This window comes from Paeniglutamicibacter sp., from assembly GCF_046714615.1.
Taxonomy (GTDB): Bacteria; Actinomycetota; Actinomycetes; order Actinomycetales; family Micrococcaceae; genus Paeniglutamicibacter.
Map to the genome: position 1 here is coordinate 13562 of NZ_JBKKAP010000186.1, position 26886 is coordinate 40447.

22 protein-coding genes are annotated in these 26886 nt (G+C 65.6%); 16 read left to right on the forward strand and 6 right to left on the reverse strand.

Annotated features, from left to right (window positions below; all coding sequences use genetic code 11):
• Nucleotides 1–120: 120 nt before the first annotated feature.
• The 4 genes from ACLQ7E_RS21925 to ACLQ7E_RS21940 all read left to right on the forward strand — a co-directional run bounded on the left by ACLQ7E_RS21925 (nucleotide 121) and on the right by ACLQ7E_RS21940 (nucleotide 3838).
• Nucleotides 121–1545: a malate:quinone oxidoreductase gene (locus tag ACLQ7E_RS21925; protein WP_411734720.1), complete on the forward strand. Its 1425-nt coding sequence runs from the start codon at nucleotides 121–123 to the stop codon at nucleotides 1543–1545.
• A 601-nt stretch (nucleotides 1546–2146) separates the two neighbouring features.
• Nucleotides 2147–2848 (forward strand): PRC-barrel domain-containing protein, encoded by a 702-nt coding sequence (locus ACLQ7E_RS21930; RefSeq protein ID WP_411734701.1) that lies wholly within the window; start codon nucleotides 2147–2149, stop codon nucleotides 2846–2848.
• Nucleotides 2849–3052: 204 nt separating this feature from the next.
• Nucleotides 3053–3472 carry a hypothetical protein gene (locus ACLQ7E_RS21935; RefSeq protein ID WP_411734702.1) on the forward strand — a complete coding sequence of 140 codons (420 nt, stop codon included), beginning with the start codon at nucleotides 3053–3055 and terminating at the stop codon, nucleotides 3470–3472.
• Between the two features lie 180 nt (nucleotides 3473–3652).
• Nucleotides 3653–3838 carry a CsbD family protein gene (locus tag ACLQ7E_RS21940; RefSeq protein WP_411734703.1) on the forward strand — a complete coding sequence of 62 codons (186 nt, stop codon included), beginning with the start codon at nucleotides 3653–3655 and terminating at the stop codon, nucleotides 3836–3838.
• 82 nt (nucleotides 3839–3920) lie between these two features.
• On the opposite strand, the gene ACLQ7E_RS21945 is transcribed toward ACLQ7E_RS21940, so the two are convergent.
• Complete coding sequence (locus ACLQ7E_RS21945; RefSeq protein WP_411734704.1) at nucleotides 3921–4997, reverse strand: helix-turn-helix domain-containing protein; 1077 nt, start codon at nucleotides 4995–4997, stop codon at nucleotides 3921–3923.
• 448 nt (nucleotides 4998–5445) lie between these two features.
• Here ACLQ7E_RS21945 and ACLQ7E_RS21950 point away from each other — a divergent pair, with 448 nt between their 5' ends.
• The 4 genes from ACLQ7E_RS21950 to ACLQ7E_RS21965 all read left to right on the forward strand — a co-directional run bounded on the left by ACLQ7E_RS21950 (nucleotide 5446) and on the right by ACLQ7E_RS21965 (nucleotide 9071).
• Nucleotides 5446–6471, forward strand: coding sequence for an iron-containing redox enzyme family protein (locus tag ACLQ7E_RS21950; RefSeq protein ID WP_411734721.1), 1026 nt, complete (start codon nucleotides 5446–5448; stop codon nucleotides 6469–6471).
• Between the two features lie 47 nt (nucleotides 6472–6518).
• Complete coding sequence (locus ACLQ7E_RS21955) at nucleotides 6519–6929, forward strand: CDGSH iron-sulfur domain-containing protein (protein ID WP_411734705.1); 411 nt, start codon at nucleotides 6519–6521, stop codon at nucleotides 6927–6929.
• A 204-nt stretch (nucleotides 6930–7133) separates the two neighbouring features.
• Nucleotides 7134–8216 carry a glutamate--cysteine ligase gene (locus tag ACLQ7E_RS21960; RefSeq protein WP_411734706.1) on the forward strand — a complete coding sequence of 361 codons (1083 nt, stop codon included), beginning with the start codon at nucleotides 7134–7136 and terminating at the stop codon, nucleotides 8214–8216.
• Between the two features lie 519 nt (nucleotides 8217–8735).
• Complete coding sequence (locus ACLQ7E_RS21965) at nucleotides 8736–9071, forward strand: hypothetical protein (RefSeq protein WP_411734707.1); 336 nt, start codon at nucleotides 8736–8738, stop codon at nucleotides 9069–9071.
• A gap of 167 nt (nucleotides 9072–9238) precedes the next feature.
• Here ACLQ7E_RS21965 and ACLQ7E_RS21970 read toward each other — a convergent pair whose 3' ends face one another.
• Nucleotides 9239–10210 carry an ImmA/IrrE family metallo-endopeptidase gene (locus ACLQ7E_RS21970; protein WP_411734708.1) on the reverse strand — a complete coding sequence of 324 codons (972 nt, stop codon included), beginning with the start codon at nucleotides 10208–10210 and terminating at the stop codon, nucleotides 9239–9241.
• A gap of 269 nt (nucleotides 10211–10479) precedes the next feature.
• On the opposite strand from ACLQ7E_RS21970, the gene ACLQ7E_RS21975 reads away from it, so the two are divergent.
• Together ACLQ7E_RS21975 and ACLQ7E_RS21980 are read left to right on the forward strand one after the other, a co-directional pair.
• Nucleotides 10480–10917, forward strand: coding sequence for a hypothetical protein (locus ACLQ7E_RS21975; protein WP_411734709.1), 438 nt, complete (start codon nucleotides 10480–10482; stop codon nucleotides 10915–10917).
• Nucleotides 10918–11974: 1057 nt separating this feature from the next.
• Nucleotides 11975–15343 carry an efflux RND transporter permease subunit gene (locus ACLQ7E_RS21980; RefSeq protein ID WP_411734710.1) on the forward strand — a complete coding sequence of 1123 codons (3369 nt, stop codon included), beginning with the start codon at nucleotides 11975–11977 and terminating at the stop codon, nucleotides 15341–15343.
• A 118-nt stretch (nucleotides 15344–15461) separates the two neighbouring features.
• On the opposite strand, the gene ACLQ7E_RS21985 is transcribed toward ACLQ7E_RS21980, so the two are convergent.
• Nucleotides 15462–18047 carry an AMP-binding protein gene (locus ACLQ7E_RS21985; protein ID WP_411734711.1) on the reverse strand — a complete coding sequence of 862 codons (2586 nt, stop codon included), beginning with the start codon at nucleotides 18045–18047 and terminating at the stop codon, nucleotides 15462–15464.
• A gap of 531 nt (nucleotides 18048–18578) precedes the next feature.
• A complete protein-coding gene (locus tag ACLQ7E_RS21990) occupies nucleotides 18579–18800 on the reverse strand; it encodes a hypothetical protein (protein ID WP_411734712.1) in 222 nt (73 codons plus the stop codon).
• Between the two features lie 77 nt (nucleotides 18801–18877).
• Between ACLQ7E_RS21990 and ACLQ7E_RS21995 the strand changes: the two genes are divergently transcribed.
• From ACLQ7E_RS21995 to ACLQ7E_RS22010, 4 genes are all read left to right on the forward strand, one after another.
• Nucleotides 18878–19363, forward strand: coding sequence for a hypothetical protein (locus ACLQ7E_RS21995; protein ID WP_411734713.1), 486 nt, complete (start codon nucleotides 18878–18880; stop codon nucleotides 19361–19363).
• Between the two features lie 239 nt (nucleotides 19364–19602).
• Nucleotides 19603–20055: a pyridoxamine 5'-phosphate oxidase family protein gene (locus ACLQ7E_RS22000; protein ID WP_411734722.1), complete on the forward strand. Its 453-nt coding sequence runs from the start codon at nucleotides 19603–19605 to the stop codon at nucleotides 20053–20055.
• A 903-nt stretch (nucleotides 20056–20958) separates the two neighbouring features.
• A complete protein-coding gene (locus ACLQ7E_RS22005; protein ID WP_411734714.1) occupies nucleotides 20959–22824 on the forward strand; it encodes an HNH endonuclease signature motif containing protein in 1866 nt (621 codons plus the stop codon).
• Between the two features lie 60 nt (nucleotides 22825–22884).
• A complete protein-coding gene (locus ACLQ7E_RS22010; RefSeq protein ID WP_411734715.1) occupies nucleotides 22885–23085 on the forward strand; it encodes a hypothetical protein in 201 nt (66 codons plus the stop codon).
• Nucleotides 23086–23188: 103 nt separating this feature from the next.
• On the opposite strand, the gene ACLQ7E_RS22015 is transcribed toward ACLQ7E_RS22010, so the two are convergent.
• A complete protein-coding gene (locus tag ACLQ7E_RS22015; RefSeq protein WP_411734716.1) occupies nucleotides 23189–24685 on the reverse strand; it encodes an MFS transporter in 1497 nt (498 codons plus the stop codon).
• Between the two features lie 156 nt (nucleotides 24686–24841).
• Here ACLQ7E_RS22015 and ACLQ7E_RS22020 point away from each other — a divergent pair, with 156 nt between their 5' ends.
• The gene (locus ACLQ7E_RS22020; protein WP_411734717.1) at nucleotides 24842–25945 is read left to right on the forward strand and encodes an LLM class flavin-dependent oxidoreductase; all 1104 of its coding nucleotides are present in this window, start codon (nucleotides 24842–24844) and stop codon (nucleotides 25943–25945) included.
• Nucleotides 25938–26390 carry a MarR family winged helix-turn-helix transcriptional regulator gene (locus ACLQ7E_RS22025; protein WP_411734718.1) on the forward strand — a complete coding sequence of 151 codons (453 nt, stop codon included), beginning with the start codon at nucleotides 25938–25940 and terminating at the stop codon, nucleotides 26388–26390. Before ACLQ7E_RS22020 ends, ACLQ7E_RS22025 begins: the two co-directional genes overlap by 8 nt.
• Before the next feature lie 164 nt (nucleotides 26391–26554).
• On the opposite strand, the gene ACLQ7E_RS22030 is transcribed toward ACLQ7E_RS22025, so the two are convergent.
• Nucleotides 26555–26886: dihydrofolate reductase family protein (locus ACLQ7E_RS22030; RefSeq protein ID WP_411734719.1), on the reverse strand; the 332-nt coding region annotated here is incomplete at its 5' end.

A 26886-nucleotide genomic window follows, 5' to 3' on the forward strand; every position in this document is an offset into this window, starting at 1 on the left:
GGACACCCCCGCATGGCGCTAGTCTTGCCTAGAGTCAAGACGAACTTTCAATGGAGAACCCCCGTGCCTTCTGAATCCACCAATCAGTCTTTCGACGTCGTTCTCATCGGCGCCGGTGTCATGAGCGCCACGCTCGGAACCATGATCAAGCAGCTGGAGCCGGGGTGGAGCATTGGCCTTTTCGAGAACCTGGACCAGGCCGGCCTCGAGTCCTCCTCGCCCTGGAACAACGCAGGAACCGGCCACTCGGCCCTCTGCGAACTGAACTACACCGCGGCCGGCCCCGACGGCAGCGTCAACCCGGCCAAGGCCATCGGCATCAACGAGCAGTTCCAGGTATCCCGCCAGTTCCTCTCCCACCTGGTGAAGAACAAGCAGGTCGGCGATCCGGAGAGCTTCATCAACCCGTTGCCGCACATGAGCTTCGTCATCGGAGATTCCAACGCCGATTACCTCAAGACCCGCTATGAGGCGCTGAAGCCCCACACGCTGTTCAACGAGATCGAGCACACCGAGGACCTTGACACCATCAAGTCCTGGGCACCGCTGGTGGCCAACGGCCGCAACGGATCCCAGCGCGTCGCAGCCTCCCGTGTCGTCTCCGGCACCGACGTGGACTTCGGTTCGCTCACCCGCCAGATGACCGAGACCCTTGCCGCCAACGGCGCCGAGGTCAACTACGGCCACCGCGTCACCGGCATCAAGCGCGACGGCACCGGCTGGGACATCGCCGTGCGCGAGAACGCCACCAAGGCCAAGCGCAACGTGAAGGCCAAGTTCGTCTTCGTGGGCGCAGGCGGCGGCGCCCTGGGCCTGCTGCAGAAGGCAGGCATCGACGAGATCAAGGGCTTCGGCGGCTTCCCGGTTTCCGGCCAGTTCCTGCGCTGCACCGACGATGCGATCATCGACCAGCACCACGCCAAGGTCTACGGCCAGGCCTCGGTCGGCGCCCCGCCCATGAGCGTGCCGCACCTGGACACCCGCTTCGTCGACGGCAAGCGCTCGCTGATGTTCGGCCCCTACGCCGGCTTCTCCACCAACTTCCTGAAGACCTCCTCGCTGCTGGACCTTCCGGCCTCGATCCGCGCGCACAACATCCTGCCGATGCTTGCAGTGGGCAAGGACAACCTGGATCTCACCATGTACCTGATCAAGGAAGTGCTCAAGTCGCGCTCCAAGAAGGACGACGCGCTGCGTGAATACCTGCCCGAGGCCACCGGCGAGAAGTGGGAATTGATCACCGCCGGACAGCGCGTCCAGGTCATCAAGAAGGATGCCAAGAAGGGCGGCGTGCTGCAGTTCGGAACCGAGGTCATCACCTCCGCCGACGGCACCATCTCCGGCCTGCTCGGCGCCTCCCCGGGAGCCTCGACCGCGACCCCGATCATGATCGGCCTGCTGGGCCGTTGCTTCCCGAAGCAGTTCGCCGGCTGGGAGTCCAAGCTCAAGGAAATCATCCCGTCCTACGGCGTGAAGCTCAACGAGAACGCCTCGCTCTACGCCGAGGTCCGTGCCGAGACCGACAAGGTCCTCGGCCTCGTCTAGTCCCTGAACGCCTCAATGCCCGGCTCCCCCTTCGACGGGGAGCCGGGCATTTTGCATATCCGGCACCGGCCCCTTGAATGACCGCGCATGCGGTGCTTTGCTGGAGGTGGATGCCCTGCCCATTCACGGCAACTCGCATTGCCGACCTTGATCCGGCAAAACCCCGGGGAGACATTGCTCGATGGATGCCATCCGGGGATGGATTACGGCCCGCGCGACCCGGGCTAAAGCAGCCAAGCCCGCTCGCCGGCACCCTTCTTGGGATTTTCTCGATGCGCACGACCCTCATTTCCCGCTCGCCATCGGACCACGTGACAGTTCCTTGAACTGGGACGGTGGCGGTGATTGGCTTGCGACATGGGCGAGGCGTAATTCCCGCGCCGCGCCCGATTGCCAAGTAGTGCTTTTGCCAACGGCGAGAGGCGGATGATGTCTCGACAAGATGCGGCAAATCGCGAAGAGCGTGCGCGTTCAGTGCCTTGGCTAGGTTTTGCACCGTGTACGTCGCGGCCGACGCTGCCGGCGGGGCAGATCGGACTATCTTTCTGCCGCCCCTATCGCAAGGAAGTTGTTTAGCCTCGCCCCCGGAAAGGAAAATACCATGTTGCACAACGAAGACCTCCAACCACTATTGGAAACCAAGACCACCGTGTTTGGCTCCGACGGAGAAAAGATTGGCACACTCGGTCAGATCTATCTTGACGACGGAACCAATCTGCCCCACTTTGCCACGGTGCACACGGGACTGTTTGGCACGCAGGAGAATTTCGTGCCGCTCTCCGATGCGGAGATTTCCGACGGGCAGCTTTACGTGAAATTCACCAAGCACGTGGTCAAGGACGCACCGAACATAGACCCCCTGGGTCACCTCAGTCCCGAGGAAGAGGACCAACTCTACGACTACTACTCACAGGCCGGATTCGGAACAGACGAGATCAGCCAGGAACCCCCGGTGCCAAGGGAACGGGAAGCCGGCGAGCCGGTCGGACTTGTCCACGGCTCCCCACTTGCCTCCGAGGAGCATATGCGCGGACCCGGAGGCGGGACAACGCGCCCGCGCATCCGGAAATACGTCGTGAGCGCGGTCGAGGCCGACGCCGCAGTCTCCGGGGAAGCCAGCGATGCGACGATTGGCCGCCAAGAGGCTTCCGGCATCCGCCACGAGGCGCAGGACGCCGAGGAGCAGGGGGAAGGTGCGCGGTCCACGCACGCGAACGAACAGCTGTCCGAAGGGAGCCGTGTGGCGACCGAGGACGGGCCCGAGACCCGCGAACCCGGGACAGTGAACCGCATGGACCCCTAAAACGTGGCTTGTTGCATGCCGCGTCGATTAAGTGCCCCAACACGCCATTGCCCGTTTTCGATAGTGAAATGAGGTCGTTCGATGGAATCCACGGGATCAGGATCAAGTACCTCCAGCCACCGCGCGCATGAACGGCTGTGACGCGAGAGCGGACAGTTCGGCGGCCTGAAGATTGGCAGCGCCTTCTTTGGCTGGGTGACCGCGATGGGGATCAGCGTGCTGCTCACCGCCTTGCTTACCGCATTCGGCGCCGGGGACTGGAACTCCGCCGTCGTCTTGTTCCTGGTACTACTGCTGGCCTACTTCTGCGGCGGCTACGTTGCCGGCCGGATGGCACGCTTCAACGGCATCCGCCAAGGCGTGGCCGTCTGGGTCTGGGCCATTGTCGCCGCGCTCGTCGTGGCCGGATTGTCGGCCATCGCCGATGTCGATTTCGAGGCGTGGGCCCGGCTCAATCGCAGCCCTATGGTCCCGTTCGACGGGAGCATGGGGGCACTTGGCTGGCTCGTCCTGGCCAGCGCCGTTGTCGTCCCCCTGGTCGGGGCGGTTCTGGGCGGACAAGCGGGGATGCATCATCACCGGCGCATCGATCGGGACAGCGAAGCGACCTACCGCCAGCGGTAGCGCGTGTCGGAGAGCCCATGCGTTGGCCGCGCAAACAGGAAAGGAGGTGCAAGGCCCCACACCAATGAAATCGCAGGCACGGCACGCCGTAGCCCGGCAAGGCCGCACCGGCCAATGCCATGGCGACGCAAGTACCAAGACCGCCACGAATGTGTACACACACCAAGGAGATAACCCACCATGGGACTCGGAGACAAGATCAGCAACCAGGCCAAGGAAGCCACCGGGAAGGTCAAGGAAAAGACCGGTGATGCAACCGACAACGAAAGCCTGCAGGCCGAAGGCCTGAAAGACCAGGCCGTGGCGGACGCAAAGCAGGCGGCCGAACGCCCTAAGGATAAGACCAAGGACATCAACCGCGGGTAGTCCGCCGGCGAGCAGCGAGATTCCATCCCGCTCGATGGCACGGAACATGGCGCAGGAGCCGACTCCACGTGGGGTCGGCTCCTCACCTAATGCCCGACAGGGGCCATGCGGCATTCCCAGCCGCCATCGAAACGCTGGATTCCGAAAGTTCCGAGAGTGGCGTATCCAGCATCCAGGCCAGGGACGTCCCATCCACGCGGCCCTCCCTCATGCCCTTGAGGTGTGCGTTCAACAGATCGTGGGGAATCCGCGGCGCACGATAGGCACGGGCCCGATGATGACTGCGGCAGTCGGGGTTCTGCCAGACCAGCAATTGCAAGGTTCCCTCGTCGGCATGCACCAAGGCGGGCCCAAGCAGGATGCCCAAGGCATCCAGTCGCTGGGCCAGGGCCTTGGCCGAGACCCCAGCTTCCCACAGGAAATTCGCCAGCTCCCTCGGCGTTTGCTTGTTCCAGTCGATCGAACGCAGAGTCTCGGCGGGCAGGAGCAGCTCAAGCGCGACGTCGTTATTCCAGCAGTCCTGCACCCTTCCCCGTCGTCCGATAGCTGGCTGTCTACCGCCTACCAGTACACCCAGCTCGCGGGCAAGGACCAGGTTTGCCTGGTACCACGCGCCGGTAACGCGCACAACCACGTAGGTCGCCTTGCTTGTGACCACGGCACGGGCGTCAAAGTCCGGGCCCCCGGCCGCCACAAGGACCCCGATGCCAAAGGTGTTCTCGATGGCAGCGGGTAGATCGTGGATGAAAGGGAGCGAAGAACCCTCGGTAAGCCGGGCAGCCACCTCACCGGCGACCTCCTCGGGCGAGGCCCAGGAATTGGCCGCCGGAACCGATTGCGTGGCCAATCCGACTTCCCGATATGCGCCGGCCGGAAAGGCAACGGTCTCGGCCACCCGGTCCGGCCGCTGTTCCGTGACAAGTTGCCCATCCGCTTCGTGCGCGTCGACACTTGGGTCCCCCGTGACCAGCCATTGCAGAGAGATGCCCAGGATCTTGGCCAACACCGCCAGTTCCCCGGCGCTGAAATTTCGTTGTCCGCTCAAGGAGCGGCTCAAGGCGTCCTGGGTCATGGAGGCCTGACGGGCAATGCCGGATTGGTTCAACCCATCCGAGTTCGAGCGAATGGCACCCCCTACGCGCAGTCGGATTTGGTTCAACAGCCTCTGCACTCCTCCCCTAGATCATTTCCCAACGGAACTGGCTTTGCTGCGCCCGTTGCTTCCGACGGGCCATTCTCAGCATTGCCGCCGGTCATGGCCCGTGTAAAGATAAATGCATATTGCCGCGGAAACCATTGGCCGCGCAGTTTCGCCGACGTCTGGCCGCCCCGATGTCTGACGTCACCGGATCGGACAGCCGGCCGACCGTATTTCACCGTTCAGTAGACGGCGTGAAAGGATGTGGTTTCGCCTCAATGGACGCCTCCGGAATCGTCCTTGATCGGTTAATCCATGATTCCGGGATGCCACCTTCTTCCACGCCGACAGCAGTTCAGGGACCGGATTTCAACCGAACCTTCGCCCACCAGGAACAGGCGCTCCGTGACCCGAAGCCACTTCAAGTGGATCGCGTCGGAGCCGCCTGATCGACCACAGAAGGAACATGATGCGCACACTTCCGAAGCCTCGTGGCCCGCTCAGCAAGGCATTGCTGGATACCTTGGAAAGCAACGACCCCTCACGGGTCCACGATCAAATTAACGTCGAAAAGTTGCGTCTAGGCGACACCGACATCTTTTACGACGAGGACCTGCAGCTCAGCCTGTTTGTCCTCTACGAACTGCATTATTCCGGGTTTGAATCAATCGATGACCTCTGGGAATGGAACACCAAACTGCTGGACCTTCGGGGCCTGCTGGAGGATGAATTCGAGACGCGCATCCGAGGATCCATCCCCGCCCTTCCACCGGTCGATGCCAACGCCCAGTCGGTCGCAGAGGCCCTGTTCGCCATGGTCGATGAAGCCACCGGTCCCTCCGTGGCCGACTATGTCGCCCGGCGGGCAACCCTGGAGCAGGCACGGGAATTCCTGATCCACAAGTCGATCTACCAGCTCAAGGAGGCCGACCCGCACACCTGGGCCATTCCACGCCTGGGCGGACGTGCGAAATCCGCCCTGGTGGAAATCCAGAATGACGAGTACGGAAACGGGATGCCGGGACGGATGCACTCCGAGCTCTTCACCCGCACCATGGCCGGGTTGGACCTGGATAGCGAATTCGGTGCCTACATCGACCGGATTCCGGCCATCATCCTGGCGTCGGTGAACCTCATGTCCCTCTTCGGGCTTCACCGCAGGCACCGCGGCGCAATTTGCGGACACCTGGCAATCTACGAGATGACCTCCTCGCTGCCCAACGCAAAGTACGCCCGCGGTTTCCGGCGCTTGGGTTTCGAGCCGCCAGTCACCGACTATTTCGACGAACACGTCGAGGCCGATGCCGTCCACGAGCAGATCGCCGGGCGCGACTTGGCCGGCGGCCTCATCGAATCCGAGCCGCAGCTGGCCGGCAACGTATTCCTCGGTGCCGCCGCTGCCCTGCTGCTCGATGGGCTGGCAGGCACGTGGCAGGTGGAGACCTGGGAAAGCGGGGCCTCGACGCTCTTGCCCGCGGTCGGGGTTCCGGCGTGAATGGGCTTTCCGGAACCAGCATCACGGTGTGCCCGAACGGGCCCCTTGTGGTTCGCGGAGACTTCGAGCTACTGAGCGGCATGGGCTTGACCGTCGATCCGGGACGCGGCACAGTGGCACTGTGCCGCTGCGGCGGCTCGATGATCAAGCCCTTTTGCGACGGAACCCACAAGTTGTTGGCATTCGACGCACCCGACCCGGCCGAACATGCGGCCCTGACCGACGATGACCACCCGACATCCCCGATCAAGGAGAACACGCTGATGAACGACGCACAGGAAAACCTCACCCCCACCAACGACACCCCGGGACGCGACGTTTCCAAGGACGAAGCCAAGGACCACGTCTCGGATCCGGCACTGAACACCGAACCCGGGCATGACTGGACCGACGAGGGCGGAGCGACCCCGGACGGACCGGCGCTGGAGGCCGAGTCTTCGGACGGCTCGGGCAGCTAGCTCCGACTCTGGCGGCGCGGCCGGGGCGCAGCCACGCGGCCTGCCACCGATCGCGGGCTTGCCCATCTCCGGGACAGCCCGCGGCCGGGGCGGGCAGCCGGCGGCTCCGGGGCCCGCCCCGGCGCTCCGCTGCCTTTCGAGGCCGGCAATCCCGACCGCAATCAGGAACGGCAAGAACCTTGGACCCCCGGAGAGGTTGGCGTCATGAATACCTTTGGCATCGAAGAGGAATTCTTCCTCCTTGACCCGACTTCGGGCTTGCCGGCCGTCCCCGATGCCAAGGCCAGGGCAACGCTGATGTCCATCCGGGCCGGGGGGAGCCGGTCACAGCACGAGCTATTGGGCTGCCAGCTGGAAATGGCAACCCCGGTGTGCACGAACGCCAAGGAGGCACTCGTGTCCCTGCGCGGGTTTCGGCGGGGGCTTGCGACCACCGCGGCCGGCATCGACCTGCAAGTGGTGTCCATGGGCACGGCCCCGCTCATACCGGACGGTCCGGCCCATATCAGCCCGCTCGAACGTTACCGGGAGATACACCGCTACCTGCCCGGCATCAGTAGCGAGCAATACGTTTCCGGCCTGCATGTGCACATCGCCATCCCGGATTCGGAGGCCGGGATCCTGGCGCTGAACGGCCTGCGCCGGTGGTTGCCGCTTTTGGTTGCCATCGGCGCGAATTCACCCTTCTGGCGAGGCGAGGACACCGGGTTCGCCTCGTGGCGGAGCATCCACTACCGGAAGTGGTCGGTCCAGGGGATCCAGCCGTACTTCGCCGACGCGGACGACTACTACAAACGACTGGCGCTGGTGCTCGGATCCGATGCGGTCCTGGATGCGGGCCACATCGGATGGGCGGCCCGACTCTCATGCAACTACCCGACGGTCGAGATCCGCGTGGCCGATGCCCAGTTGCGGGCCGAAGACTCGGTGACCCTGGCCCTGGTCATCCGGGCCTTGGTGGAAACGAGCATCCACGCGCCCCACAGGGAGACCGGCCTGCACAACGAGATGCTCGACCTTGCGTTTTGGCAGGCAGCCAAACACGGACTCGGAGGCAACCAGCTCGATCCCGAGACCGGGCACGCAATCCCCGTCCAGCACATGCTCGGCGCGCTGGCCGAGCGAATCCGGGACGCCCTGGCTGAAAACGGTGACAGCGACCTAGTGGACGCGACACTCGAGCGGCTCCCCAGGGACGGCAACGGAGCGCGGCGGCAACGCGAGAGCCTGGCCCGCGGCGGGTTGGCCCGGGTCATCGCCGACGCCGCAACAGACCTCACCGCATAACTGCCCGCAAAGGCCGAACACCACGGCCCTGCCAACCCGGCCACCCAAGGGGCCAATCATCCACTGGATGCACCAAGGCAGAGGCAGTTATCCGGACGGCCACCATCGGGCCATCGGGTCCGACGCGCGTTCCACATGGTCTACCCGTGGGGAAGCTCGCCACGCAGAAGCCCCCCACGGTGCGTGACCCGAAACCGGGTTCCGCACCACGGGGAACGGGTGTGCGCGATATCGCGCCCGAACCAGGCTGCGCCTGGCTCAACGCACCATGCCCGGGAAGACCGGAGGCCTTGCGGTGGGATCGGGGTGCGGCATCGGATCGGGCCCCGGCACCGAGCTGGGGGCCACGGTCCCCGCCCCCCCTTGAAGCGCCACCCCCGCGGTGCTTTGCTTGAGGTGGATGCCCGGCACATAAGATCGCGCGGCCCTTGGCTTCTCTCGGGTTCGCATCGGTGCGGAACCGCATGTAGTCGGCTCGGCTTGCTGCGCCAGGGAGAAACATCCGGTAAGGACACTGCCATGCTGGGCCACGGGTACCTGAACGCGTTGAAGAAGGCCAAGAGCACCGTCTACGGGCCGGCGCGGGAAAAGGTCGGGACGCTCGGGAACATCTTCATGGACGTGGGCACCGGCGACGCCGACTTCGCCAGCATCCACCTGGGGCTCTTCGGTTCCGTGGAGTCCTTGGTCTCGCTCGAGGGCGCCGTCATCACCGACGGCCACCTGCAGGTCCGCTTTCCCAAGGACGTCATCAAGCACGCGCCGAACATCGACCCCGCCGAAGAGCTCGGCGACGAGGCGAAGGAAATGCTCGAAAGGTACTATGCGGCAATGGACCCCAACACCGGAAGCTAGCGAGTCCCCCGGGCAACTGCTGGTTCCATCTCCCGCATCCGCCCTGTCGCTGGATGTCGAGGCACAATTCCCCGGTGCCGGCTTCGCCTCCGCGCTTGCCCACCGCGGAGCGGCCCTCGCGGGCAGCGGCATTGGCAAAGGGGGCGGTGGCGAGGTTCCGCCGCGGTTCAAAGTTCAGACAACGGCGTATCCAGCATCCAGGCCAGCGAGGTCCCGTCGACCAAACCCTGGCGCATGCCCTTGAGGTGGGCACCGAAGAGGTCCGCGGGAATCCGCGGCGCCCGATAGGCCCCCGCCCGGTGGTGGCTCAGGCAGCCCGGGTCCTGCCACACCAGCAACTGCAGCGTGCCCTCGTCGGCATGGACCATGGCGGGTCCGCGCGGAATTCCCAGCGCCTCGAGCCGGTGCACCAGCGCCTTGGCCGAGACCCCGGAATCCCAGAGGAACCCGGCCAGCTCGCGCGGGGTCTGCCGGTTCCAGTCGATGGCCCGCAGCCGGGAGGCGGGCAGCAGCAGGGCAAAGGCAAACTCACGTGCCCAGCTGTCTTCGGCATGCCCGCGATCGCCAATGGCCGAATGGCGTCCGCCGAGCAATTCGCCCAGCTCGCGCGCGAGCGCCAAGTTGGCCTGGTACCAGGCGCCGGTGCCGCGGACCATGATGTAGGTGACGTCATTGGCCCGCATGGCCCGGGCGTCGAACGCAGGGCCCTCGGCAGCCACGAACACCCCGATGCCGTAGGCCTGCTCGATGGCGGAGGGCAGGTCCCGGACAAACTCCTTGCCGTGGGCCCCGGTGAGCAGCCTGGCCACCGCCGCAGCACATTCCTCGGGTTCCAAGCCGTTTTCCAGCTGCGGCACCGAGGCGGTGGAGAGCCCCACCTCCCGATACGCGCCGGCGGGGAAGGCCACGATCTCGGCCACCCGGTCATGGTTCCACGGCGTTCCGGCGGCGGCCCCCTCGGGATGCGGGTCACCGGTGATCAGCCAGCTCAGCGAGACTTCGAGCACCTCTGCCACGGCCGCCAGTTCGCCGGCACTGAAGTTCCGCTGCCCGCTGAGCGCCCGGCTCAGCGCATCGCGGCTCATCCCGGTCTGGCGGGCAATTGTTGCCTGCGTCAGGCCGTTCTTGTACGACTGCATGGCGTCCTGGACTCGCAATGAGATGCTATTCGTAGGTCACCACGCCCCTTTTTCCCGTTGGTTCACGCTCCCGGGCCCGGGCCCGGGACCCTCGATTTGCCGCTGCGGCAATAGTTACAGCATTCACCCCCACCGCCGGCATGTAAAGGAGTGGCACCGCGGCCACGGGCTTCGCGGGGCTTGACGTGCGGTGCGCATGGCGGGACCGTGGCAGTGTGGCGCCGCACCCGGAACCGGCATCCGCCCACGGGGCACGCACGAGAGGAATCATGATGGACGCTCATCCCGACCCTTCGATGCAGGGGCCCCGCCCGCCGAAGTCGCCCCCGCCGGATCCAGGCGCCGCCGGCGGCCCAGGGGACGACGGAACCGGCGGCTACGCCGTCACCATTCACGGTGCGGCGCCGGCCATCGCCGTCGAGATCCGATCCGCCGGCAGGATCACCGAAGCGCTCACCCTGGCCATCGAACAGGCTTACCTTGATTCCCTGGGCACGCCCTCGGTTTCCCCCGCGGCGTACGCCGAGTCAAGTGACGGCATGTTCCGCTTCCTGGACTTCCCGGCGCCCGATTCCCCGTCCTTCCGCATCGAGATCATCGGAACGGTTTCGCCCGTTGCCGCCCCGCGCGCCACCGGGGACCTGAACGTCTACGTCGGCGGGATGCACATTGCCTCCATCGACCTGGGCACCGGAAGGCCGCTCTAGCAACAGACTCCCGGCGACCGGGCCGGCGCCGCAAATCTTTCGGCACGCCGGTTGTATCGATTTTCCCAACACCGGTTGCCCCGCCACACAAGATTTCCGGGCAAAGAAGCGCCCGGTCCTTCCCGCCTGACGTGGTCATTCGGTAACGTCACGTGCACCACACGAATCAGGAGGACGGTCAATGGCACACGCAGGTCCGCAGTCGACCACCGACGTCACCAGTGACGCGTGCGGCAGGTCGTTGACGGGCATGGGGGTGCCCGTCAACGCAAGACTTCCAGTTTCGTGCCGTGGAGAGGTTCCTTCGACGACGGTAGTCAACCGCATTCTCGGTGGCAGCGCGCATCTGGCCGACTGGCCGGGTGCGCCAAAACGTGGTGAGCCTACCCTCGATTCGGCCAAGGCCGGGATCCAATGCACCATCAATGCTCCCTTCGCGGGCGCCGGAAAGACTTAAGACTCGGGGGATTCCCTGCGTCCGCGAAGGTACATACGTTTGTACCGGCCGGTGCCTCAGGCCGGCGGCCGGGTGGTGGGATCGGGATGCGGCATCGGGTCGGGGCCTGGAACAGGGCCAGGGAAGGGCGCGGGATCCGGGACGGGAACCGGCGGCTGCGGATACGGACCGGGATCCGGCCCGGGATTCGGCTCGGGATCAGGCCGGGACGGCGGACCGGGCGGATACGACGGATCCGGGCCCGGCGGAGGACCCGGCGTCGGCTCGGGAGACGGGGCATGTTCCGGAGGAACTGTCGAACCACCCGGACCGCGATATTCCTCGAATGGATCTTGGGTATGCGTGTACACGTTTTCTCCTCTGCATCTGGGAGTTGAAAGTTGTTCGTACTCGATGAACCGGCCGGGCCGCCGGATGATGGCACCATCGGGGTCCGGGCCGTTGGCCCATGGTTGCACGCACCGACCTCCGCCGTCCACCCATCGGCACCCCGCCCTCCGGCCCTTAAACTGCGCCCGGCGATGCACTTCCGCCTGCCGCGGGAGAACTAGAGTAGGACATTGAGCAATAGCGAACAACTCAATCTTTCTAGGATGGCAGATGCACCGGCTGGCCGCACTCTCACTTGGCAACCGCGCCCTCATCGCACTGATTACCGTCTTCGTGGCGGTCTTCGGCGTGATCACCATGGGGCAACTCAAGCAGGAACTCATTCCCGCGCTCGAGTTCCCACGCATCTCGGTCGTGGCGTCCCAGCCCGGGGCCTCGCCGGAGGTCATCGACAAGCAGGTGGCCCAGCCCCTGGAAGGCGCGCTGCAGGCGGTCGAGGGCCTGGAGTCCTCCTCCTCGACCTCGCAGACCGGCTTCACCACGATCTCGCTGTCCTTCGCCTACGGCACCGACCTCGACCGGGCCCGCGCCCAGGTCGACAAGGCCATCTCCAACGCCCGCTCCACGCTGCCCGAAGACGTCGAGCCCTCCGCCTTCGCCGGCTCCATCTCCGACTTCCCCATCGTCTACCTCGCGGTCTCCGGCGGCGAAAACCTCAACGACCTGCGCGCCGACGTCGAACGCCTGGTGCTGCCGCGGCTCTCCAAGGTCGAGGGCGTGCGCACCGCAGAGGTCTCCGGCGGCACCACCCAGCACATCGCGGTGCTTCCCGATAGCGCCAAGCTGGCCACCGAACGCCTGAACGTGAACGACCTGAAGACGGTCATCGAGGAGGGCTCCGGGCTGATGCCGGTGGGCCGACTGGACACCGAGGGCCTTGACCTGCCCGTCACCTCCGGCTCCTCGGTGGATTCCCTGGACGCCGTGAAGTCCCTGCCGGTGCGCGGGGCCACCGGCGTGCACGAGCTCGCCACCCTGGCCGAGGTGGAGCTGGCCGAGGACACCGCCACCTCCATCACCCGCACCAACGGCGTCGAGACCCTGGCCGTGTCGGTGACCAAGAAGCCTGCCGGGGACACCGTGGGCATTTCCCACGCCGTCGCCGCACTGCTGCCCGAGCTTGCCACTCAGCTGGGCACCGACGCGAAGTTCACCACTGTCTTTGACCAGGCGCCCTTCATCGAACAATCCATCCACGACCTCACCGTCGAGGGCCTGCTGGGACTGGGCTTCGCCGTGGCGGTCATCCTCATCTTCCTGCTCTCGGTCCGTTCCACCCTGGTCACCGCGATCTCCATCCCGCTCTCGCTGCTGGTGACCTTCATCGGCCTGCGGACCGGCGGCTATTCGCTGAACATGCTCACCCTGGGCGCGCTGACCATCTCCATTGGCCGCGTCGTGGACGACTCCATCGTGGTCATCGAGAACATCAAGCGGCACCTGTCCTATGGCGAGGAAAAGTCCAGGGCCATCCTCACCGCCGTCCGCGAGGTCGCCACCGCGGTCACCGCCGCGACCCTGACCACCGTGGCGGTGTTCCTGCCCGTGGCCCTGGTGGGAGGCATGGCCGGGGAACTCTTCCGTCCCTTCGCGCTGACCGTGACCATTGCCCTGCTGGCCTCGCTGCTGGTCTCGCTGACCATCGTCCCGGTGCTGGCCTACTGGTTCCTGGGCCACACCCGGCCCGGGGCCGCCAATGCCGCCAAGGCGCGGGCGGCTGCCGAAGCGAAGGAAGCGGCTTCCTGGCTGCAGCGCGGCTACTCCCCTGTCCTGCGCAAGACCCAGAAGCACCCGGTCATTACGCTGGCGGCCTCCGTTCTCCTGCTGGGACTCACCGTCATCATGGTCCCGCTGGTGCCCACCAACCTGTTGGGCGGCACCGGGCAAAACACGTTCTCGGTCACGCAAAAGCTGCCCGCCGGTTCCTCGCTGGAAACCACCCTGAAGGCGGCAGAGCCGGTGGAGGAAGCGTTGCGCGGGCTCGATGGCGTGGTGGATGTCCAACTGACCGCAGGCTCCCCCTCCGGCGGCTTCTCCGCCTTCCAAGGCGGGGGAACCGATTCGGCGTCCTTCACCGTGATGACCGAAGCCGACGCCGACCAGGAAGGGATCCAGGCAGCGGCCCGCGCTGCGGTTGATCCCTTGGCCGGCGATTCAGACATCTCCATTTCCGCCTCCGAGGGCGGCATGCGCGGTTCCTCCGCGATCACCGTGCGCATCGGCGCACCCACCCCGGAGCTGCTCACCGAGGCAACCGAGGCCACCGCGACGGCCATGACGGGCATCGACGGCGCCACCGAGGTGAGCGACAACCTCTCCGAGGCGCGTCCGCAGGTCTCCATCGACATCGACAGGTCCAAGGCCGCTGCCGCGGGGCTCTCCGAGGCGCAGGTCGGCGCGCTGGCAGCCGGCACGCTCTCCCCGGTTCCCGCCGGCACGGTGCGCCTGGGCTACACCGACTACCCGGTGCGGATCGGTGAGGGAACCGACCTCACCGACCTGGACCAGCTGCGCGATATGAAGCTGCCGGCGGCCGGCGGCAGCGTGAAGCTGGGCGACGTGGCAACGGTTGAACGCAGCGAATCCCCGGCAACCATTACCTCCTCCAATTCCGAGCGCATCGCCACGGTCTCCATCACCCCGGGCGAGAATGAACTGGGCGCTGTCTCGGCCGAGGTCGCCAAGCGCCTGGAGGCACTCACGCTTCCCGCGGGCGCCACCGCCGAGCTGGGCGGCGCCGCCACCGAGCAGGCCGAGTCCTTCTCCCAGCTCTACCTGGCGCTGCTGGCGGCGATCGCCATCGTCTACGTGGTGATGGTCGCGACCTTCAAGTCGCTGGTCCAGCCGCTGATCCTGCTGGTGTCCATCCCGTTCGCCGCCACCGGCGCCATCGCGCTGCTGCTGCTCACCAAGGTGCCGCTGGGCCTGCCCTCGCTGATCGGCATGCTGATGCTGGTGGGCATCGTGGTCACCAACGCGATCGTGCTCATCGACCTGATCAACCAGTACCGCAAGCCGCGCGACGGGCACCCGGCGATGAACCTCCAGGACGCGATTCACCACGGGGCCAGGCAGCGCCTGCGCCCGATCCTGATGACGGCGCTTGCCACGATCTTCGCACTGGTCCCGATGGCCCTGGGCCTGACCGGGGGCGGCGGGTTCATTTCCAGGCCGCTCGCGGTGGTGGTCATCGGCGGGCTGGTCTCCTCCACCGCGCTCACCCTGATCCTGGTCCCGGTGCTCTACCACCTGGTGGAGGGCGCCAAGGAGCGGGCCGCGCAACGCCGGACCGAGCGGCATTCCCGTCCCCTCTCACACACCGGGACCCCGACGGTGACCAAGGCCAAGCAGCCGACACGGGAGCTGATCGAAGCCATGGCCTCTGCCGGGCGGACACCGGTGGCCGGCGGCGCCTCCGGCGGGGCAGGCAACCTGGGCCCTGGCGCGGTTCCGCACCCGGCCGGTGCCACGGGCGCCGTGGCCCCCGGCACGTTGATCAACCCCGCCACCGGCATGATCCCGCTGACCCGCAAGGAACGCAAGGAAGTCGAAGACGAGCTGCGGAACAAGAAACCCTAGGCCCGTCCGGGATTCCCCACGGGACCCGGAAGGCCTGCCCCTCCCCTCGCCCGGGCCTGCCGTTGGGCCACCCGTGTTGCATGGCACATCGGCAGCAGCCCCGGGAGGGTACCCCTGGTCAGCTACCGGTGGCGGTGCGAGTTGACCGCCAGATTCGGCAGCGGCGCTCGGCGAGGTTCATGACCTTGGTGGCCACGGCGGCGTAGGCAATGCCCACCAGCAACGAGGCGGCAACGGCCAGCGCCTTGGATATCTGGTCGACGAGCGGATATACCAGCCAGTGCGAGACGTAGATGTACAGGGAAGCTCCGGCCAATACGGCGGCGATCCGGTGAAGGAACCGCGGCACCGGGATGGCAGGAATCCAGATCAGGACCAGCAGGCCGGCCAGCAGCGTGTCGTTGCGGACATCGTTTTCAAACAGGCCGGGGACAGCCAGCACTGCCACCGCCGACACGGCGGCTCGGTGCCACCAGCGCCGGGAAGCGGCAGCCGCCCAGCCCAGGGCGAAGATCCACAACACTGGACCTTGGCCCGGAAACGGGAGATCCACCACGCGGAAGCGGACCAGCAAATCCATTCCGGCAATGACCAGCGGGAAGAGCCAAGGCCACCTGCGCCAGGCACGGTCGACGGCCGGAATGGCCAGCAGCGCTGCCAGGCCGAGCAAGATGTAGACGAGCACCTCCACGAACCAGAAGCGCGAATAGTCGCTCCAGCCCGGCGGACCCAGAATCGCGTTGAGCAGGAACACATTCGCCCAGCTATAGGTGTCGCTCACGGCGAACGCGATCCAGATGACCACGACGCTTGGCACGATGATGCGCGCGACCGTGCGCAGCTGCCTGCGGAAGCGGGCGCGGCGCGTGCCGGCCAGCTGGAAGCGTGCAAAATTGTAGCCCGCCAGCCCCATGAGCACGTGCGCAGTACCCTGCCACGAAAAGAGGCCAACGTGGGTGGACACGATGAAGATGATCGCCAGCGCGCGCAGCAGGATCCCGGTTTCCAGGGGTGGCACCAGCCGCCGCAGCATGCGGGCCGGCCAGCTGGCCGCGGAGCCCCCGCGGGGTTCCGCCGGGTCCGTGGCCAGAAGCGACAATTCCTTCACCGGCATCAGGTGCCACCCGCCGGGCAGCGTCCCCAGGATCTGTTCCAGGCGAACCGAGGCGGCAACGTAGGACAGAGAATCGCCACCCAGGGACACGAAGGTGTCGTTATCGGCGATGTCCTCGCGCTCGAGCGCATCGGCGAAGGCCAAACGGACGGTGTCCACCACTCCCCCGGCATCCAACGCGGCAGTCTCGCGAACCCCGGCGGCGGTCGACTCGAGGTCGGTGCCCAGCGCCAGCACCGCCGGATAGTCCGGCTTGCCGTTGTCCAGGCGCGGGATCTGTTCCACGCCAAGCAGCCTAACCGCGCCACGGGGTATCCCGAGATCCTGTGCCAAGGTCTTGGCCAGCAGTGGCAGGTCGAATTCGCCCTCGATGGCTGCCACGATGCCGTCGTCGGTGCCGGCGGCGGCAGCCGGGACGCCCATGCCGGCCAGCAACCGTTCCACTTGGCCGAGGTCCAGGCGCAGGCCCACGACCTTCACGAAGCGGCTTCGCCTTCCCACGATCTCGTACAAACCGCCGGGCGTGCGCCGGGCCAGGTCACCGGTGTGCAATTCGTCCACGACGCGTCCGAGGTTCAAGTCCTCGTGGGTTTCGGCATAGCCGAGCATCACGTTGGGTCCGGTGTAGACCAGTTCCGAATGCTCCAGCCCTGGGACCGGCTCCAGCCGGAAGCTGCCGCCGGGGATCGGCACTCCGATGAACCCGGGATTCGCGGCGGCGAGGTCAGGCGGCAGATAGGCCATCCGCGCGGTTGCCTCGGTTTGTCCGTACATGACGAAGAGGTCCCAGCCACGTTTCAGCCCCAGATTGCTGTAGGCGCGCACCTTGTCCGGGTCCAGGCGGCCGCCGGCCTGGGTGATGTAGCGCAGGCTGGGCAGGTCCATCTCGGGGAATCCGACCCGCTCCAGCAAGTCAAAGGTGTAGGGCACCGCGGCAAACGAGGTTACCTTGTGTTCCCTCAGCAGCTCCCAGAAGCACGGATCCACCACGGAGGTGTCGGTCAGCACGATCGAGGCGCCCACCGCCAGATGGCTGTTGACCACCGACATCCCGTAGCAATACGACAGTGGCAAAGTCGTGGCAGCCGTGTCGTCCGGGCGCAAATTCAGGTATTGGGCAATCGCGTTGGCGTTGGCGTGGATGCCGTCGGCGGAGAGTCGCACGAGCTTTGGCGAACCCGTGGATCCGGAAGTGCTCAGCAGCAGCGCAAGCTCCGGATGCAGCTGGTGGCGGGTCCCGTCGCGGCGTACCTCAAGTCCCTGACGGTCCCCGACCGACCTGACGACAACGTCCGGGTCATAGGCTGCGATAAGCGCCTCGATGGCCTCGATCTTGCCCGGGGGCAAGATGAGCAGCGGATGCCCGGCGGCCAGGGCGGCAAGGTATGCCACCAGCGAGGGCAGGCAATTATCGGCCTCGAGCGCAACGAGCCGGCGCACGGTCCCCAAGGAGCGCGCCACGGCATCTACGCGATCGGCAAGAACACGGTAGCTCAGCGAGCCACCGTCGACGTATACTGCGGTCCGGTCTCCGAATCGCGCCAAATCGGCGGCGAAGGAGACAGTCGCAAGTTCTGGCTGGATTGTCATCAACCGAGAGAATATTAGGCGTGGCTAACCTAATACAAATGGATTAGTTCTCCCGGACGTCCCGTTATCCGACAGGAAGGTCATTCACGACCCAGGAATTGGAGTCGGGCCGCGCAAGGCACGGATGCACATCCAAGTTGACCAATACCTCCGAAGTGGAAGGATTTGCAGAGATCAACGGCTGGTTTTCATGGGGCCCGCACAAACTCCGCAACCCCCTGGTGGCGTTGCGGCACCGGGCCCTCCCGACCGGATCCCGGCATTCGGGGATCTTTCGCGGGATCTTCAGCAAGATGACGAACAATGACCGGCACGCCACGCGGACCTGGACCTCCGGTCCGGCGAAGGACTCATCTTGATCGGAACCTGCATCACCGTAACCACGACCTGACACCGTCAGGTCAACCACCCGATGGACTGTGTCGAGAACATGCCCGTTGCGGGCGGCACCGCCCTTCCCATCGCGGCGAGTGTCGCCGGACGGATTCGACGTGGCAGCCTCGGCTCCAGGGGTTGCCGAGGCGACGCTGGTCACCGGAAGTACCCGATCCAGGGCTTCGGGACCTTGCGCGGGAATATAACCAACCGACCGAGCACGGAAGGGTTGAATTCGCGCTCTCCTCCCCTGATCGCGTTTACAGGGACTTCGGTGTTTTCATGTTTCTCGCACAGCAGGACAGTGATGACCAGCAATCCAATCTGCCCATCCATGGTGTCGGTGACAAGCCCGGACTGACGCAGTGTGCGATCCATGCGACCAGTTTCGGCGGAGAGGATCCTTCGAATGCTACGTTGGTGGCATGCGGACGTTGCGCGGCGCCGGGGTCGGCGTGATCATCTTTGTGGGTGTGGCACTCGCGGGGTGTTCGACACCGGCCTTGGAGAGCCGGCTCGACGAGTACGAGGACCGCGCCGAGGAGATCCACGCGGGGATGCTCGAGCACGTTCCCGGGAACGGCGCATTCGAGGTCCGGATGACCTCCCAGCCGCAGTTCGGCGAGCCCGAAGTGCTGGGCGGTCGGGAGCGCGACATCGCCTTCTGGGCGACCTGGTCGACCGTCGAGGTGGCTACCGACGCGACGCCCGCTGAGGCGGCCGACGCGGCCGGCACGTACCTCCTGGACCAGCGGTGGACGGCGGAGCCGACGGTCGACCAGGGCGGAACGATGCCGTTCATAACGGTCTACCGTCTCGCCGAGCCGGACGGCGAGTGGATCGTGCAGATCTCGTGGCCCGCCGCCGACGATGATCGCCGGATTTCCCTGTCGGTCCAGAGCCCGCCCACCGTCCGCGGGACCACGTCGAGGCCGGGGTGACGCCCGTCCCGGCCGCGCAGGCCAGTGGCGCTCGAAACGCAGGACTGGCCTCGACCAAATGTCCAGCGCCGCGTCGCAGCATGCGTCAGCGGGGCATCAACGGGAAAACGGGTAACGGGCTTCCTCAGGGAAGGGTGAATGGTCAATGGCGTCGCCGTGTGGATCACGACACCGACATGGGCGCAGCTTTCACCATCGAAACGCTGGCAACATCGACCGTCCGCACGTACGCTCAAGGCATGGAAAAGCAACAGACACACACGGACGTAGAGACCCTTGAATCCAACCAGTGCCTGGAACTGCTGCGGGCGGTTTCACTCGGCCACCTTGCCGTGAGCCACGGCGACATGCCACAGATCTTCCCGATCAACTTCACCGTCGACCACGGCACCGTGGTGTTCCGCACCGGACCGGGGACCAAGCTGGACACCTTGCGTGCGCAGCCCCACGTTGCATTCCAGGCAGACGGAGTGAACCCGGAAACGGGCGTCGCCTGGTCTGTCATGGTCCAGGGCAAGGCCGAGCTGTTTGGCGGCATTGAGGAGACCCTGGATTCCTTCAACCTCATGCTCTTCCCCTGGGAATCGGGGCCCAAAGACCAGTTCGTGCGCATCGTCCCCACCTCGATGACGGGGCGGCGCTTCAAGGTTGCCGACCCGCTGACCTGGTGGAAGCACATGCGCCACGGGTAGGCAGCGGCGCGGGTGAGGCAGCTGATTTCCGAGCCGTCACAGAGGATTCGCCAAACCCGAAACCCTCACGAATATCCATGCTTCCAGGCATGTACAACCACGGGGAGAAGAGTATTCTCATAGGCGTCGGAGCCCTTCAAGATGCCAATGTGGCTCTACCGGCCAGCACCGCGCCCCCAAATGCGTCAAGGAGCAAAGCGCTCGGCCCTGCAACCCACGAAAACCTGTCACGGTACCGGCCCCGACACCCAAACTTCAGCGTTACCTGCCATCGATCCGGCATGCTCTTTTGGAATTCCCGCCATAAGCGGGTGGCTTACCTTCGGATGACCCGTGACTCTCTGAAATCTCGGAGCTTCCGAACGGATCCGCGCCAGGATTTCTTTGCCTCTCCCGCAGCACGGTTCGCCCTCCGACATCCGCGCGTTTGGAATATCCGCATTCCAAGCGTCCCCAAATCCGGGGGTCGGCAACGCCGTCTTGCATAGCTTGCCTCGGACAGCGAAGACCTTGGTTACACCGCTCCCCGCTCTTTCCCAGGCAGTTCCCCACCCACCCTTCCTTGCACAACATTTCTCCCTGCCTTCCACCCCGGGCCCGGGCCCATTCACCGTAAAATCCCCCAGGGTCCACCCATAGACGCCCATGGTTTTACCCCGACCACACCCTGCACCGACGGTCGCGTTCGCCTCCCCTCACCCAAGCACTCGCCCGGCACCCTCGAGCACGGACACCGCGCACTTTTTCGCGCGCGTTCGCGTACGCGCGCGCGAGGCCGGCCCGGGCATCAGACCCCGGGTCGGATCCCACCGGCAAGCCACTCCAGGAATGACCTCACCCCGGGTTATCCACATTTTCCCGACCCGACCGCCGTCGCACTCCCGAAGCCCGCACACTGGAGCAATGCAAACAGACGCGCTCATCGCCAACCTCGCTGGACACAGCGACGATCCGGGGTACAGGCCGACCCCGGACGATGAATTGCGCGCACTGTTCGAGGGCATCCGCGGAATCGACGTCCTCGTCGCCCGCATCGCGGCCCGTCCAGCTTCCCCCACCCGGGCCCTGCTCACCGCAATCACCATCGAACAGGCCAAGCACGCCATCGCGGTCGCACAGCTGAAGGTCGCGCAACTGGCCCGGAAAACCCTAGTACACGAGCTGCCCGCCGACACCCTCACCGAGCTGCGCGCCATCGCCGAGGACCCCAGCGCATTCCTCGCCGGGGATACCCAGCTGCCCGAAGACCCGCGCACCGTTCCCACCGGCCGGCTGCAGTTCAAGACCCCCGCCGACTGCCTCGCAGGCATGGCGGGAATCGACTACTTCGAGGTCCTCAACCGCATGCAGGCGGGCGACGACCTGCTACCGGGCGTCGACGAGCACGGTATGCCCCACGGCCCGCGCTACCCGCAGCTGGCCGAGCAGCTGGCCAAAGGCAAGAGCGCGCCTGGAGCCGTTGCCGCTGCGGCGCGCAAGCTGGAGAAGTTGCGCCCGGCCATCGAGGCCCGCCCTGACGCCGCACAATTCGCCGATCTGCTCGAGTCCCGCGTGGCCGAGTCCCTGGCCGAGGGCGACGCGAAGAACACCACCAAGCTCTTCGACAAGATCAGCGACGAGCTCGACGAAGCCGACTCCACCCCCACGGCCAAGGAGATCCGCAACAAGACCGGCATCTTCGTCTCCAGGCGCACCCGGCACTACACCTACTTCACAGCCTGCATGCTCAATGCCGACGCAGAGGTCTTCATCTCGCACTTCGCCGAGTCCGACAACGCCCGCACCTTGGCCGGAAACCGCCAGGCCATCGCGGCGGCAGCCACGGTCCCAGGCCGCACGTCCTCCACCGGGCCCTCCACCCCGCAGGCCAGCACCGCTGAGGACGGCGACGCAGGCACCGCAGACGATGCAAAGACCTCCACCGACACCGCGGCCAATGACACCCTTGCCGAAGCCGACGGGACCTCCCCCGCAGGAATCGGCGCTCCCCCAACCCCTGAAACCCCCGAACCCAACACTGAACCGGCACCCGGTTCGACTCTGGTCCCGGCCACCGGCCCCGACCCCACCCAGGATTCCTTGTTCCCTCCACCGGATCCGGCGGACGGTCCCGATTGGTTCAATCACCCGCCCGACGCTGAAACCTTCGATGATCCACCGCCGTTGGAAACCGGCACCGTCGCCGAGGATCCAACTCCCGCCCAACGGCACCTGCAAACCCTGCTGAACCTGATGCGCACCCCGAAGACTTCGGCCAACGGTGCCACCGGCCTGCCTACCGCAAAGCTCTTCGTCTACATCACTCTTGAGGTACTCCTCGGGCTGGCCCGCGGCGCCGGATGGAGCGCGCACGGCCTGGAGATCTCCGTAACCGAGGTGCGCCAACGCCTGGCCGAGTTCGGATTCATTCCCATCGTGCTCGGCGGCGACGGCCAGATCCTGGACTATGGGCGCGAGCGACGCTACCCGCCCGAGTCCATGAAACAGGCAATCCGTGCCCGCGATCGCGGCTGCATCAAGCCCAACTGCACCATCCCGCCGGAGCACTGCGAATTCCACCACATCAAGCCCTGGTCCGCGGGCGGAACAACGAGTGTGTGGAACCTGGGCATGTTCTGCCCCTCCGAGCACCGCGGCGCCGACAAGGGCGATTTCGAGGTCGTCATGAAGAACGGCGTTCCGTGGGTAAAGCTTGCCCCGTTCGAGGACCCCGAACAGCTTCCCCGCCGCAACAAGCACTGGCAGGGCGAACAGCCCCCGCTCTTCTGACCGGTTCGTTCGCAAATCCCTCGCCGAGCGAGATGTACGCTTCCCGAACAACTCCGTGACTTGGCTGTATGTCATTTTGACACCCCGGGCCGATACTTCGGCAAGGGCACGTCGTCCTGCTATTGGGCCACCTACCGGGACTTCACCGGCAAATACGGAGACCTCGTCAGCAATGACTTCACGGCAGGATGCCTGGTCATCGACGTTCCAGCTTCCGCCAAGGGTTTCGCGGTTTCTGGCTGCGGGACGCTGACGCGCTAAGCCGAAATTTCCGGACAGACCACGCAGTGCAACCAGGGGTGTCCCGGGATCGTTCGAATCCCGGGGCATCCCGTGGCTTTATGCCCTGCCCCTGATCCCGTCCCTACGCCGCGCCCCGGTCCGACCGGGCGTCCTCGAGTGCATCTCGCGGCACGGCAAACAAGGCAAGCGCGCACACGATCGCGGTCCCGCCACAAATGGCCCACACAATCATGTAGCCGGCCAGCGGCGCAGCGGTGTTCCCCGCCGCCCCTTCCGAGACCGCACCGGCGACCTGACCAATGAGCGCCAGCCCGAAGATCGCCGAGGCGAAGGATCCGCCAATGGTCTTCACGGCATTGGTCAGCCCGGTGGCCATGCCGGTCCGGTTGAACGGGGCGGCTGCCGCGGCAGCCGCCGGCAATGCCGCGATCAGCGCTCCGGACCCGACACCGGCAATCATCATGTTCACCAGCACTTGCGCAAGGCTCGCGTGCAAAGGCAGGAACAAAAGGTAGCCAACACCTACCAGGAAACAGGCGGCAATCAACGTCATCCGCGTTCCCGCCCAGCGGGCGGCAATCGGGAACAGCAACGCGCCAACGAGCATGGCCAACACGTAGACCCCGATGATTACCGAGACCCCCGAGGCGCTGAGCCCCAGCCCGTAGCCGATGACGGCGGGGTCTGTTCGGGCGAAGGTGCTCATGGGGACCTGGGCGCCCAGGACGGAAACACCAAAGAGACCGGCGGTCAGCTGCACCGGCCACATCGACCGGGCAAAGAGGACCTTGAAATCGATCAACGGATCGGACCGCTTGTTTTCGTGGCGGTAGAACACGTAAAGCACGACCAGGCCCAGCACCAGGGATCCCCACACCAGCGGGCTGCCCGGTCCGTTGATCCGCAGGAAGCTCAGACCGCTGGTGAGCAGCAGCAAACCGATGGCCAGATAGCCGAATCCCCCGCCATCAATCCTGGCCCCGTTGCGTACCCCGTCATCGGGCACCCCAAAGCCCACCGCAGCGATGCAAAGCGTGGTGGCAATGGCAGGGATCGTCATGGTCAGCGGCACGCTTCCGTCAAAGACCTCAATCAGCGCACCGCCGGCCAAGGCGCCGGCGATCACCCCGACCTCGAGTGCCCCGACCAGGAGTCCTGCCGCGCGCCGCGTCATGGGTCCGGGGATGCCCAGTTTGCGGGCACGGGAAAAGACGATGGCAATTTCCAGCGGCAGCCACACCGCATAGAAGCCCTGGAGCGCCCAGGCAATCAAGAACGTGGTGAAGGAGCCGGAAAACACGACGGCCCATGAAGCCAACGCGGTGACCACGGCCGAGAGCAGGAGCATCCTCTTGTGCCCGAAGATATCCCCGAGGGAGGCCAGCAGCGGCACTGCCAGTGCGGAGAGCATGAGCTGGGCGGCCTCGAACCAGTTCACGTCCGCGTCGTGGATCCCCAAATGTCGGGCAATGTCGGTCATCAGCGGCGTGTAGTAGCCCTGCAGGAATCCGCTGGTGAGCTCCACGATGGCCAGGAATCCAACGACTCCTGCGACCGCACTCCAGCGCACCGCTTGCTGCTTGGCCGGGTCCTGGTTGGTCGATAGCGGGATATCCATGGCCGGATCCTATCGCGAAGAAGACCGAGGCGTGAGTCACCCCACATGAACCCCGGGGAATTATTTGGTGACCATTGTCGCTATTACATGCATACGCATACAAATCTGGCATACTGTAAAGCAGAGCGCAGTCCACCAGCCCAACAGGAGGCAAACATGCAGTTCGGCATCTTCTCAGTCAGTGACATCACCCGCGACCCCACCACCGGCAAAACTCCGAGCGAACAGCAGCGCATCAAGGACATCGTGGCCATCGCCAAGAAGACCGAAGAGGTCGGCATGGATGTCGTCGCCATCGGCGAGCACCACAACCGCCCGTTCTTCTCCTCCTCCCCCACCACCACGCTGGCCTACATCGCGGCGCAGACCGAGAAGATCATCCTCTCCACGGCCACCACGCTGATCACCACCAACGACCCGGTGAAGATCGCCGAGGACTTCGCGATGCTCCAGCACCTGGCCGACGGCCGCGTGGACCTGGTGCTCGGGCGCGGCAACACCGCGCCGGTCTACCCGTGGTTCGGCAAGAACATGCAGGACTCGGTGAACCTGACGATCGAGAACTACAACCTGCTGCGCCGCCTGTGGGACGAGGACACGGTGAACTGGGAAGGCAAGTTCCGCACCCCGCTGCAGAACTTCACCTCCACCCCGCGCCCGCTTGATGGCGTGGCCCCGTTTGTCTGGCACGGATCGATCCGCACCCCGCAGGTCGCCGAGATCGCCGCCTACTACGGAGATGGTTTCTTCGCCAACAACATCTTCTGGCCCAAGGAACACTACATGCAGCTGATCAACCTCTACCGCGAGCGCTACGAGCACTACGGCCACGGCCGTGCCGACCAGGCCATGGTGGGCCTGGGTGGCCAGTTCTTCATCCGCAAGAACTCGCAGGATGCCAAGAACGAATTCCGCCCGTACTTCAACAACGCCCCGGTCTACGGCCACGGCCCGTCGATGGAAGACTTCACCGACCAGACCCCGCTCACCGTGGGATCGCCGGCGGAAATGATCGAAAAGACCCTCACCTTCCAGGAGGCGTTCGGCAACTACCACCGCCAGCTGTTCCTGGTCGACCACGCTGGCCTGCCGGTCAAGACCGTCCTGGAGCAGCTTGACCTCTTCGGCGAGCACGTGCTGCCGACGCTCCGCAAGGAACTGGAAAGCCGCAAGCCGGCCGACCACCCCGAGGCACCGACCCACGCCAACCGCGTTGCGGCCCGCGACGCCAAGCAGACCGCCGGGAGCGACAATGCCTAACCCAGCCACGCTGCGCTCCTCGACCGCCGCCTGGGAAGCATTGTTCCGGGCACAGGTCACGGTGATGCGCGAGATCCAGAAGCTCCCGGAGTTCAAAGAGCTCAGCACCCGTGAATACGACGTGTTGTTCAACCTCTCCAGGTGCCCCTCGGGAAGCAGCCGTCTCTCGGACCTGAACCAACACTTGCTGATTTCCCAGCCGAGCCTCAGCCGCATGGCCGACCGCCTGGAAGCAAAGGGCCTGGTCTCGCGCCAGTCTGATCCCTCCGACCAGCGGGCCGTCCTCATCACCCTGACGGAGGAAGGGACCCGTCTGCAAAAGGAAATGGGCCGCGAACACGTCAAGGGCATTCACGAGCTCATCGGCTCCGCACTTTCCGCCGAGGAATTTACGACACTGCAGGAGCTGGCCAACAAGTTGCGCCTGCACGTGGAAGCCCCGTAACCACCGAGTCCACCCTGGACGCGGCAAAGGGGCTCTTCACGGTTGAGGGTGTAATCGCTGGCTCGATGTTGGCTGGCGCGTCGGCCCCGGGGTAGCGATGCGCAAACGCAGCCGGAGGCCCGATCTTGTGTCACCGTTCGCAGTGGACTTCTTCGCGTACCCGCTCAGATCGGCCAACGGCGCACCCGATAGCGCAGGTGAAGCACCCGGTTGCCCTGAATCACCACGTCGGGATCCTCCAACAGGTGCTGTGCGTGGACCGACCCGAAGTAGCGCTTGCCGGACCCGAACACGACGGGTGCGACGTCCATGCGCACCTCGTCGACCAGGCCCGCGGCAAGCACCTGGCCACCGACGTCGCCAGCGGCGACCTCGACGATGCGGTCACCCGCGAGCTCCTGCGCCTTGGCCACGGCTGCCTCGACGCCGTCGACGAAGTGAAACGGCGCCTCGGGGTCCCAGCCCTCGGGCTTCGGCCGGTGCGTCACGACGACCA

What these genes read in the sequence shown, in the direction of transcription:
- ACLQ7E_RS21980 (WP_411734710.1), top strand. Translation starts at nt 11,975, where the DNA reads ATGCACCGGCTGGCCGCACTCTCACTTGGCAACCGCGCCCTCATCGCA.
- ACLQ7E_RS21975 (WP_411734709.1), top strand. Translation starts at nt 10,480, where the DNA reads ATGATGGACGCTCATCCCGACCCTTCGATGCAGGGGCCCCGCCCGCCG.
- ACLQ7E_RS21985 (WP_411734711.1), bottom strand. Translation starts at nt 18,047, where the DNA reads ATGACAATCCAGCCAGAACTTGCGACTGTCTCCTTCGCCGCCGATTTG.
- ACLQ7E_RS22015 (WP_411734716.1), bottom strand. Translation starts at nt 24,685, where the DNA reads ATGGATATCCCGCTATCGACCAACCAGGACCCGGCCAAGCAGCAAGCG.
- ACLQ7E_RS21990 (WP_411734712.1), bottom strand. Translation starts at nt 18,800, where the DNA reads ATGGATCGCACACTGCGTCAGTCCGGGCTTGTCACCGACACCATGGAT.
- ACLQ7E_RS21950 (WP_411734721.1), top strand. Translation starts at nt 5,446, where the DNA reads ATGCGCACACTTCCGAAGCCTCGTGGCCCGCTCAGCAAGGCATTGCTG.
- ACLQ7E_RS21965 (WP_411734707.1), top strand. Translation starts at nt 8,736, where the DNA reads ATGCTGGGCCACGGGTACCTGAACGCGTTGAAGAAGGCCAAGAGCACC.
- ACLQ7E_RS22000 (WP_411734722.1), top strand. Translation starts at nt 19,603, where the DNA reads ATGGAAAAGCAACAGACACACACGGACGTAGAGACCCTTGAATCCAAC.
- ACLQ7E_RS22020 (WP_411734717.1), top strand. Translation starts at nt 24,842, where the DNA reads ATGCAGTTCGGCATCTTCTCAGTCAGTGACATCACCCGCGACCCCACC.
- ACLQ7E_RS21960 (WP_411734706.1), top strand. Translation starts at nt 7,134, where the DNA reads ATGAATACCTTTGGCATCGAAGAGGAATTCTTCCTCCTTGACCCGACT.
- ACLQ7E_RS21940 (WP_411734703.1), top strand. Translation starts at nt 3,653, where the DNA reads ATGGGACTCGGAGACAAGATCAGCAACCAGGCCAAGGAAGCCACCGGG.
- ACLQ7E_RS21925 (WP_411734720.1), top strand. Translation starts at nt 121, where the DNA reads ATGAGCGCCACGCTCGGAACCATGATCAAGCAGCTGGAGCCGGGGTGG.
- ACLQ7E_RS21970 (WP_411734708.1), bottom strand. Translation starts at nt 10,210, where the DNA reads ATGCAGTCGTACAAGAACGGCCTGACGCAGGCAACAATTGCCCGCCAG.
- ACLQ7E_RS21930 (WP_411734701.1), top strand. Translation starts at nt 2,147, where the DNA reads ATGTTGCACAACGAAGACCTCCAACCACTATTGGAAACCAAGACCACC.
- ACLQ7E_RS22025 (WP_411734718.1), top strand. Translation starts at nt 25,938, where the DNA reads ATGCCTAACCCAGCCACGCTGCGCTCCTCGACCGCCGCCTGGGAAGCA.
- ACLQ7E_RS22005 (WP_411734714.1), top strand. Translation starts at nt 20,959, where the DNA reads ATGCAAACAGACGCGCTCATCGCCAACCTCGCTGGACACAGCGACGAT.
- ACLQ7E_RS21935 (WP_411734702.1), top strand. Translation starts at nt 3,053, where the DNA reads ATGGGGATCAGCGTGCTGCTCACCGCCTTGCTTACCGCATTCGGCGCC.